Origin of the sequence: Salinigranum salinum (assembly GCF_009176545.1) — an archaeon.
Classification (GTDB): Archaea; Halobacteriota; Halobacteria; order Halobacteriales; family Haloferacaceae; genus Salinigranum; species Salinigranum salinum.
This window is the reverse complement of sequence record NZ_VTOJ01000001.1, coordinates 2,426,766-2,436,551: the sequence shown is the minus strand read 5'-3', so window position 1 is coordinate 2,436,551 and position 9,786 is coordinate 2,426,766. Positions and strand designations below refer to the sequence as shown.

Sequence of the window (9,786 nt, the reverse complement as noted above, 5' to 3'; positions counted from 1 at the left end):
CCGTCGAACCCCGGTGGGTGGTCCGAACGCGAGCGCGGATCGGAGGTGACCGAGCCGCAGTCGCAGTGTGTCGTTCGCGTTCCATCGAAACGCCGTGTCGTACTTAAGCCCGTCGGAGTGCGACGGGTTCGAGTGAGCGGCGTGGATGGAGACACACCCGGAGTGACCCGGGTGCGTTCGTCGCATTAGCTGGAAGGCCGGGGGAACGTAAAAGGCCGTCGAACGAGAGCGGCTACGGCAGTCGGTTTCACGGTACACCGAGACACCGTTCGTACGTCGAGCCAACCGTATGGGCGGTGGATCAGAGGAGTCGACGCCGCCACCCATCCGACACACCCGCTGTCGTCGTCCATCCCGGATCTCACGTCCGTCGGGGCGGTGTTCGAGAGCCACCCGTCGGAGGGCAGTCCGAACGAGAGAACGCTCGGGTCCGGAACGATTCGTCCCGACAGACGTACCTGTTCCTCAGCAGACAGTACGTGTGTCCGATACTTTGGTCGCATCTGAGTCCCGGATTCGCGTGCGAGCGACGAAAATCGGGCACTCCTTTTATAAGGGTGCCGTTTATAAGTGCGGGCAGAGGAGACAACCACGAGACAATGAGCACACCGGCAGACTCCATCGAGATTCAGAACGTCGTAGCATCGACCGGCATCGGTCAGGAACTCGACCTCGAGGCGCTGGCAGAGGACCTCCCCGGCGCCGACTTCAATCCTGACAACTTCCCGGGACTCGTCTACCGGACACAGAACCCGAAGGCGGCCGCACTTATCTTCCGCTCCGGAAAGATCGTCTGCACGGGCGCGAAGAGTATCGACGACGTCCACGAGGCGCTCGGAATCATCTTCCAGAAGCTCCGTGACCTCCACATCCCCGTCGAGGACGACCCGGAGATCACGGTCCAGAACATCGTCTCCAGCGCGGACCTCGGTCACAACCTCAACCTCAACGCGCTGGCAATCGGCCTCGGGCTGGAAGACGTAGAGTACGAACCGGAGCAGTTCCCCGGGCTCGTCTACCGGATGGACGAGCCGAAAGTCGTCATCTTGCTGTTCGGGAGCGGGAAGATCGTCATCACGGGAGGCAAGCGGACGAGCGACGCGGAGACGGCCGTCGTCGAGATCGTCGACCGAATCGAGGGGCTCGGTCTGCTCGGATGAGCTGCTCGCGAGGGCGAGCAGAGACACCTCCGGGCGAACGGGCCGCCGGCTCGTCCCGCCGGAACGCTGATGTTCGGCGCAGAGAGAGAGAAAAGATATGACCGCCCGGGAAGACGTCGCGTACCTCGTCGGATCGGAGTGTCGGGTCGAGACGCTCCGGACACTGGCCGAGGAGCCGCTTCGTCCGAGTGCGCTCGCCGAGCGTGTGTCGTGCGCGCGAGAGACCGCACAGCGGAACCTGTCGGGCTTCGGCGAGCGCAACTGGGTGCAGAAACGCGACGGAGCCTACCGCCTGACGCCCGCCGGCCGGATGGTACTCGGACAGTACCACCGTCTCGAACGGACCGTCGAGTGCGCCGACCGGCTCGAGGTGTTCTTGACCCACGTCGGCGACGCGTTGGACGACATCGACCCGGAACTACTCGCAGGCCAGACGGTTACGACGTCGACGTCGGAGAACCCGCACGCCCCGATCGAACGCTGGCTCCACATCGTCGACGGCGTCGTGGACCGATACTACGGGATCACACCCATCGTCAGCCGGGTGTTCAACGAGGCCGCGGAGCGCGCGATCGGCCCCGACACGGAGATGGAACTCGTCATCGACCACTCGGTGCTCGAGACGTCCCGCGAGCAGTTCCCCGAGGCGCTCGAACTGGCGCTCGAACTCGATCAGTTCACACTCTGGATCTCCCCGGCCGAACTCGAGTTCGGACTCACGATCTGCGACGATCACGTGTGGGTCGCCGCGTACGACGAACTGGGAAACGTGGTCGCGTGCGTCGACGGCGACGACGAGACGTTCGTCCGGTGGGCACGCGACATCTACGACGAACACCGTGAACGTTCGCAGCGGGCCGAGTCGGAGAACGTCTCCATCACCTGAATCGTGACTGAACCTGTTCGTCGTGGAGAGCCGACGCAGCTAGCGACGGTGTGGGTCGGGTGTGACGACATCAGCCACGTGTGACCCACAGAATCGTTATGACGCAGAGTTCACAACGATGAGAGGGGGATGTCTGCCCTGCGGATGACGACGTGGATCGATGGGGATCGATCGTGTTCGTCGTGTCAGGGCGCCGCGGCAGTGGCACCGACCACGTCACTGCGACGCGGGGCCTCACATCGGTGGGGTTCTCCGTGAGGTTCCGAACGAGTCACGACCCCGGCCGGTCGATCAGCTGCCGGCGTCCTCGGCGAGCACCTCCTGGACGACGTCCGGATCCTCTAGGAGCTGGTGTTTCGTGTAGCTCCCCTCGGCGCTCCCGCCGCTGTGTTTCGACTGTTCGATGATGTCGAGGAACGCGTGTTCCTTGAGGAGGTCACGGACGCGCCGGAGCGAGAGACTGTCGGAGCCCTGTGTGGCACAGATGTTCCCGTACACCTCGTACACGCGACTCGTTCGGTAGCCGCTCTCGCGCTGGTTCGACAGCGAGAGCATCGCGAGCGCCTGCAGCACGTACCGCGAGTGTGGCGTCGACCCACGGATGAGTTCGCGGAACCGATCCGTCTCGGCGCGTTCGCGCGCCTGGGTCACGAACTCCTCTTTCACCGTCGTCGACCCGGTGGACTGAGCGATCTCACCCGCGTAACGGAGGATGTCGATCGCCTTGCGGGCGTCGCCGTGTTCGCGCGCCGCGAGCGCGGCGGCGCGTGGGATCGTCGAGGAGTCGAGGACGCCGTCGCGGAAGGCGTCCGACCGGGCGTCCATGATGGCTCGCAACTGGTTTGCGTCGTACGGTGGAAAGACGAACTCGCGCTCACACAGCGAGGATTTGACGCGTTCGTCCATTCGATCCTTGTACTGGATCTTGTTCGAGATGCCGATGACGCCGAGCTTGCACTCGGTGATCTTCCCCGCCTCGCCCGCCCGCGAGAGCTGCATCAGGATGTCGTCGTCGCTCAGTTTGTCGATCTCGTCGAGAATGACGAGGACCACGTCGTAGAGCCGATCGAGGACCCGCCAGAGCCGCTTGTAGTACGTCGACGTCGACAGCCCCTTGTCCGGGATACGGATGTCGGTCACGGCGGGCTGGTTCACGTCCTCGGCGATCGTCTGGACCGCCTGGGTCTCGGTGGTGTCCTGCGCGCAGTCGACGTAGGCGAACGTCGCCGTCACCGACTCCTCGCCCGCCGTGTCGACCAGTCGCTGGGAGACGTGCTTCGCACAGAGTGACTTCCCGGTCCCGGTCTTGCCGTAGATCAGGACGTTACTCGGACTCTGCCCGAAGATGGCCGGGTTGACCGCCGCAGCGAGATCCGAGATCTCGTCGTCGCGGCCGACGATGCGCCCTTCGCCGGGCAGATGGCTGATCTCGAGGAGTTCCTTGTTGGCGAAGACGGGGTCCTCTCGGGTGAAGAGGTCGTCGGCAGTGTCGGACATGTTCAGCCACACCGGGTTTCCGGTGAAATGCGTTACTGTTCGAGGGCCGAGAGACACACACCGGGTTTCCGGTGAACGGGGGCGGGGCGGGGAGGGACTGCAGGCGAAACGGTCGATTCGGTTCACCGGAAACGTCGTGTCGCCCCGAACCGTCGTCTCGACACTGCGATAAATCTCCCCAGAGACCACCCAGCACTCCCGGAACGTCGACGGTCGTGCCTCGGACGTCGACAGTCGCTCGGACGCATCGACGCTGATGCGTCGACCGACTATTTCGGCTGCAACACGGTCCTAATCGGACCGTATCCGAGGTACGCTAAACGGGGTACGGTTCGAAAGACCGAACATCCGTTTAAAACCATCGGATCTGTGTCATATATTCCGGCTCGGTGCCACGACTCCACGTCGTCGTCGCGATCCAGTGTGAGACTCGCGTCGCGTCACCCGAGAGGGGGTCGTCCCCCACCCACTGAATACGGACACCACTGGCACGATGCGACTCGTCTCTGCATCCCGGGACGACCTCCTGTATCAAGGGACGAGCTTTAGTGTTCAGGGGGATTTCGACTCACGCTCGATCGACTGCTACGGACGGTCTCCGTGCGAGGCACGATCTGCGCGGCACGGTCGTATCGGAGAGCAAGCGTCACGATGGGATTCAAAGGGAGCTGATCGGTGAGCGGGTCCGAAAATTCGCTCGCGTCCCCGTCTGGTTCCGCCCCGTTCACCGGAAACGTGGTGTGTCCGCCGGGGACGCGTCCGCCGCATCGTCGACGCTCCGTCGGGACGGTAATGAACGGTCACTGAAGAACGGGTCCACGGATGACCGTCGATCGGAGGACTCGAACCGGACTCTCGAAACCCGGATCGCACGTCTCCGTCGTAAGGGTCGATCGACCGGATTTCACCGGAAACGTGGTGTCCCTCTTCCCTCACAGCAGTCCCCAGTACCGAGACCTGTTTCACCGGAAACCCGGTGTGTTCACGCAACCGTCTCACCGCGCCGGTCCGCCAGTCAAACGGCTCCACGACCCGCGGCACGCCGGTCCGAGGTCCGATCCACCCGCGACGTCAACGTCCCTGTATCCCTCTGACGTCGGTGTCCCCGTCTCCACCGGATATCGGCACGCTCGTCGCCTCCGAGTCGAGGACGTACGAGACCAGTCGAGGAAGTACGAGACCGAACCCGCGCGAACGTCGTTCACCGGAAACCCGGTGTGCCTCCACCCATCCGCGACCCGCCCCGTCGACGGTTCGGTTGCCCGTCGACCGGGATGCGATCCGGGGAACCGTCTCTCGGCATCCGTTTCGGATGGGACCTACAGGTCGACGACGCCGTCGGCGGTGACGACTGTCGAGGCCGTCGGGTCGTCTTCGTCGGTGTCGTCGACGACGAGCACGGCCCACTCGTCCCTGACGGATCCGATCCCGTCGAAGACGTGTTCGGGGACGAGCGGCATCGGGACGGGGACGTACGCGTTCGCGCGCATGGCCGCGACCCCGTCGTAGACGCCGACGGTTCGGCCAGTGCCGGTGCTGATACGGAACCGTTTGTCGGTGGGGTCGCGGGCGTACGAGTACGGGAAGGCCGCGGTGTCCGGACGGCAGAGACCGTCGACACCGTCGAGCGACGCCACGACTGCACCGTCGACTCCGGATCGGTCCGCCGTCGCGGCCGCGCCCGTGTCGACGAGCAGCAGCGAGGGAGCGTCGCCGTCTCCCTCCTCACGCCAGATCAGGGACGCTTCGTCGGAGTCGGTCCGGACGGCGGCGTAGCCGCCACCGGCGAGCGGGACGCGGTCGGGTCCGGCGTAGAACGTCCGGCGACCGTCCGCGTCTTCGGCAGCGACGAGCGGCGGGTCGTGCAGCACCGTTCGGATCGTCCGTGCGGCCGCCACGTCCTCGACGACGAAGAGGGAGAACCGTTCGTTGCCACGGTTGTTTCGAAGACGCGAGACGAGCACCGTGGGTGTCAGTTCGTCGCGCGTGAGGGGCTCGACGGCGACACGGGACGTCGTCGCACCGGAGACGAACGGCGTGGTGTGAGACGTCGGCTCGGCGAGTCGAGACGGCAACCACGGCTTTCCAGGGTCGGTGACCTCGTATCCGTGACGCTCACAGGTCGAGTGCCCGACGGCGAGGAGTCGGTCGGTCATTAGTCGAGGTAGGGAGCCCATGGACAATACCGTTACCCTGTGGTACACGGGGCGAGCGGAGCGGTCGTTCACCCGGCCGAACTGGCCGAACGGAGCCCACCCGACTGTCGGGGCGATCCGGTCGGAGGCACCGACGAAGGGAGTCGCAAGCCGTTTCCGGGCCCGAGCACTACCGGAGACGATGACAGACGAGTCTGCCGAGGACGCTGGCGTGGACGCCGACCGTGCGACCACCGCCGGAGGTGACGATGTCGACCGCGCGACCCCCGCCGACGGCGTCGACGCCGACCGCGTCTCGGCCGACGAGGAAAACCCCAACGAGCGCGAGGCACCTCCGACGTCGCAGCCGCTGTCGCTCGACGACTTCTACCACGCGATCGAGGCCGAGGGCCGCCCCGTCGTCACCGCGCAGCAGGTCGCCCGGCGGACGGGCACGACGCAGGCCGAGGCGGCCGAAGCACTCGCCGGGCTCGAGCGTGAGGGAGCCGTCCGCTCGGTCGACGTCGAGACCGACCCTGTGGTGTGGTTCCCGAGCCAGTGGGGCGACCTGGCGACGCGCGAGCGCGTAGTTGTCTTCCCTCAGCGCCGCGAGGTCGTCGTCGACGCGCCGACCCAGTACACCCGTGCCCGCATGTCGCAGTTCGCCCACCTGGTCGACACCACGGGCGACCGTGAGTCGGGGACGAGGGGGTACCTCTACCGGATCAGGCGGGAAGACGTCTGGAGCGCGCCGTTCGACTCCCTGGAGGAGTTGCTCGCACTGGTACGCTCGGTCCTCCCCCAGCGCTCGTCACGCCTCGAGGAGTGGGTCGAAGACCAGTGGCAGCGCGCCCACCAGTTCACGCTCTACACCCACGAGGACGGCTACACGGTGCTCGAGGCGGCCACGGAGAGCCTGATGGGGAACGTCGCCCGACAGAAACTCGACGAAGAACAGCTCCACGCACCGATCTCCGACACGGAGTCGTGGGTCCGGGACGGGAGCGAGGCGGCGATCAAGCGGATCCTCTGGGAGGCGGGGTACCCCGTCGTCGACGACCGCGATCTCGACACGGGCGACCCGCTCGAGGTCGACCTCCACGTCGACCTCCGCGACTACCAGCGCGAGTGGGTCGACGCGTTCGTCGAGAAGAAGTCGGGTGTCCTCGTCGGCCCGCCCGGCAGCGGGAAGACGATCGCCGGCATGGGCGTGCTCGAAGCCGTCGGCGGGGAGACGCTGATCCTCGTCCCCGGGCGCGAACTCGCGGTCCAGTGGCGCGAAGAGCTGCTCGAACACACCTCTCTCACCGACGAGGAGATCGGCGAGTATCACGGCGGCACGAAGCAGATCCGTCCAGTCACCATCGCGACGTACCAGACGGCGGGAATGGATCGTCACCGGTCACTGTTCGACTCTCGGGGGTGGGGACTCATCGTCTACGACGAGGTCCACCACATCCCGTCACGGGTCTACCGCCGGAGCGCGGACCTGCAGGCCAAACACCGGCTGGGGCTGTCCGCGACGCCCGTCAGGGAGTCTGACGACGAAGAGGAGATCTTCACGCTCATCGGGCCGCCCATCGGTACCGACTGGACCAAGCTGTTCGATGCCGGCTACGTGCAGGAACCGGAGGTCGAGATCAGATACGTCCCCTGGCGCGACGACGAGGCACGGAACGAGTACGCGTCGGCCGACGGGCGGGAACGACACACGATCGCGGCGACGAACCCCGCCAAGATCGACGAGATCAGATACCTGCTGGCCCGCCACGACGATGCGAAGGCGCTGGTGTTCGTCGACTGGCTCGACCAGGGACGCGAGATCAGCGAGGCGCTCGACGTGCCGTTCGTCAGCGGCGAGACGCCTCACTGGGAGCGTGACCGGCTGTTCGAGCGGTTTCGAGAGGGAGAGCTCCGCACGCTCGTCGTCTCACGCGTCGCCGACGAGGGGATCGACCTCCCGAACGCCGGTCTCACCGTCGTCGCTTCGGGGCTGGGCGGGTCGCGCCGACAGGGGGCTCAGCGCGCCGGACGGACCATGCGCCCCGCGGGGAGCGCGCTCGTCTACGTCCTCGCCACGCGCGGCACGACAGAAGAGGACTTCGCCCAGCGGCAGACACGACACCTCGCCGAGAAAGGGGTGCTCGTCCGTGAGAACGACGTAACGTAGTGGGACGAACCGCGTGACGTCGTCGGACAAAGCACGTACTATCGATGTGAAGTAAACGTAACTTCAACGACCAAAACGTGTACCTTTCACGGACGAAACGCGTGACGTCCACGAACAGTACACCGTCGATCGGGCCCGAGAGCACGCGTCGTTCGGACCGTCGGCGGCTCCCCGTGTGAGAGACCTCGCTCGCTACTGGTCCGCGGCGCTCGGGTCGCCGCCACCTCCCAGGATCACGGAGCTCAGCTGTTCGCGCCACTCCTGCAGGGTCTCGATCTCCTCTTCGATCGACTCGAACCGCTGGTCGACGCGACCCGAGCCCCCCACGAGCTGTTCGAGCGAGTCGACGTCGGCCGCGATGTCGTCGACCGTCGAGGCGAGGTCGTCGATGGCCTCGGCGTTCTCGTCGATGCGCGCCGACAGCGCCGCCCGGGCTTCGGAGCCCTCGGCGAAGCGGTCGTCGACCGACGCGTCGAGTTCTCTGAGGTCTCCGGCGACAGTGTCCAGTCGGTCCGAGACGTCGTCGACGTCGGTCCCGACGATGTCGATCTCCTGTTCGACCGCGCTCACCCCGTCGCCGAGGTCGTCGAGCGAGCCAGCGTGCGCGTCGAGCGTGTCGGCGTGGTCGTCGAGTGAGTCAGCGTGGTCGTCGAGCGTCTCGTCGAGGCTGTCGAGCGTGCCGGCGTGATCGTCGAGCGTCTCGTCGAGGCCGTCGAGCGAGTCAGCGTGCGCGTCGAGTGTGCCGGCGTGGTCGTCGAGCGTCTCGTCGAGACCGTCGAGCCGGGAGCGCTGGGCGTCGTATCGCTCGTCGGCGGTCTCGCGGACCTCGTGGAGCGCCGACTCGACCGCGTCGACGTCTTCGGCGACGTCGCCAAGTTCACGGCGCTGGCGGTCGACGATCTCGTGGAAGCGGGAGAGTTCGTTCTCGATGTCCTCGATCACCTCCCAGAGCTTCCCGAGGTTGCGGCCGTGGATCTGTACGTCGTTCGTGACCTCCGCGAGATCGTCCTCGAGGGCGGCCATGTCGGCGCGAACCGACTCGATCACCTGTCGGCCCGTGCCCTCCTCGTCGAGGAACTCCTCGAGCGCGTTGGTGTAGGACTTCAGGTCGCTGACCTCGTTCTGCAGGTGACGGATGCGGGCTTCGACGCGACCCCCCTCCTCGGAGGCGTCCTCGAAGCTGCGGCGGATCCGTTCGAGGTTCTCGACGAGCTGCTGTCCGAGGTCGTCCTCCAGACCGGAGGCGTTCGTCGACAGCGACATCGCCTCGGCCTGCGTCGTGGAGAGGTCCAGCGAGCCGCGGGCGGCGTCGGCACTCTCGGCCATCGCCTCGTCCCGGAGGCGTTCGACCGCGTTCCCGTCGGTCTCGGTGGCTGTGGTCGCGGGGGCGACCCGGTCACGGGAGGCGACGGTCGCGTCCTCGTCCGGCGTCTCCTTGACGGAGTCACCGCCGGTGTCGACGGGCGCGTCGGCCGCTTCGTCGTCGTCCGCAACGTCGGCGTCGGCGTCAACCGCGTCGTCGGCATCGACCGCCTCGAGGCGCTGTTCGATAGCCTCCGTGGCGGTCACGCGGTTCTCGCCGTCCCGCTCGGCGTCGAGGAGCCGTTCGAGCTCTTCGGGGTCGTCGATCTCTTCGAGGGCGTCTTTCAGTTCGGCGACGGAGTAGTCGGCTGGTTGCGTGAGTGAAGTCATGTTTTCTATCGTCCCCATTGTGGGTGTCCAGTGGACCGGTCACCTGTCGAGGTCCCGACAGCGCGGCCAGTCGGGTTCCCTCGGCTCACCTCGTCCGTGCGGATGAGACGTTGGCGAGTAGATAAATTCGACGTTCAAATTATTGACGCTGATAACCCTCTGACGCCTCGGTGAGGCGGAGTCGCCGACTTCCGGGGATGGGTCGACCACGGATGGCGAACCGTTTTACGAGTCGTCGTCCACCTA

At 66.1% G+C, this 9,786-nt stretch carries 6 protein-coding genes; 3 read left to right on the top strand and 3 right to left on the bottom strand.

All coding sequences use genetic code 11. The features are described 5' to 3' along the window. The first annotated feature begins 599 nt into the window (after positions 1-599). Together FZP69_RS11680 and FZP69_RS11675 are read left to right on the top strand one after the other, a co-directional pair. Positions 600-1,160 (top strand): TATA-box-binding protein, encoded by a 561-nt coding sequence (locus FZP69_RS11680; protein WP_152041467.1) that lies wholly within the window; start codon positions 600-602, stop codon positions 1,158-1,160. Positions 1,161-1,257: 97 nt separating this feature from the next. Then, positions 1,258-2,046 (top strand): helix-turn-helix transcriptional regulator, encoded by a 789-nt coding sequence (locus tag FZP69_RS11675; protein ID WP_152041466.1) that lies wholly within the window; start codon positions 1,258-1,260, stop codon positions 2,044-2,046. 291 nt (positions 2,047-2,337) lie between these two features. Here FZP69_RS11675 and FZP69_RS11670 read toward each other — a convergent pair whose 3' ends face one another. Further along, a complete protein-coding gene (locus FZP69_RS11670) occupies positions 2,338-3,543 on the bottom strand; it encodes a Cdc6/Cdc18 family protein (RefSeq protein WP_152041465.1) in 1,206 nt (401 codons plus the stop codon). Between the two features lie 1,319 nt (positions 3,544-4,862). Then, complete coding sequence (locus FZP69_RS11665) at positions 4,863-5,699, bottom strand: hypothetical protein (protein WP_152041464.1); 837 nt, start codon at positions 5,697-5,699, stop codon at positions 4,863-4,865. Between the two features lie 181 nt (positions 5,700-5,880). Here FZP69_RS11665 and FZP69_RS11660 point away from each other — a divergent pair, with 181 nt between their 5' ends. Beyond that, complete coding sequence (locus FZP69_RS11660) at positions 5,881-7,848, top strand: DEAD/DEAH box helicase (protein ID WP_152041463.1); 1,968 nt, start codon at positions 5,881-5,883, stop codon at positions 7,846-7,848. 192 nt (positions 7,849-8,040) lie between these two features. Here the strand turns inward: FZP69_RS11660 and FZP69_RS11655 are convergent, their stop codons facing one another. Further along, the gene (locus tag FZP69_RS11655) at positions 8,041-9,540 is read right to left on the bottom strand and encodes a hypothetical protein (RefSeq protein WP_152041462.1); all 1,500 of its coding nucleotides are present in this window, start codon (positions 9,538-9,540) and stop codon (positions 8,041-8,043) included. Positions 9,541-9,786: the final 246 nt, after the last annotated feature.

Excerpts from the sequence above, each read along its gene's own strand:
- FZP69_RS11680 (WP_152041467.1), top strand. The coding sequence starts at position 600 with ATGAGCACACCGGCAGACTCCATCGAGATTCAGAACGTCGTAGCATCG.
- FZP69_RS11675 (WP_152041466.1), top strand. The coding sequence starts at position 1,258 with ATGACCGCCCGGGAAGACGTCGCGTACCTCGTCGGATCGGAGTGTCGG.
- FZP69_RS11670 (WP_152041465.1), bottom strand. The coding sequence starts at position 3,543 with ATGTCCGACACTGCCGACGACCTCTTCACCCGAGAGGACCCCGTCTTC.
- FZP69_RS11665 (WP_152041464.1), bottom strand. The coding sequence starts at position 5,699 with ATGACCGACCGACTCCTCGCCGTCGGGCACTCGACCTGTGAGCGTCAC.
- FZP69_RS11660 (WP_152041463.1), top strand. The coding sequence starts at position 5,881 with ATGACAGACGAGTCTGCCGAGGACGCTGGCGTGGACGCCGACCGTGCG.
- FZP69_RS11655 (WP_152041462.1), bottom strand. The coding sequence starts at position 9,540 with ATGACTTCACTCACGCAACCAGCCGACTACTCCGTCGCCGAACTGAAA.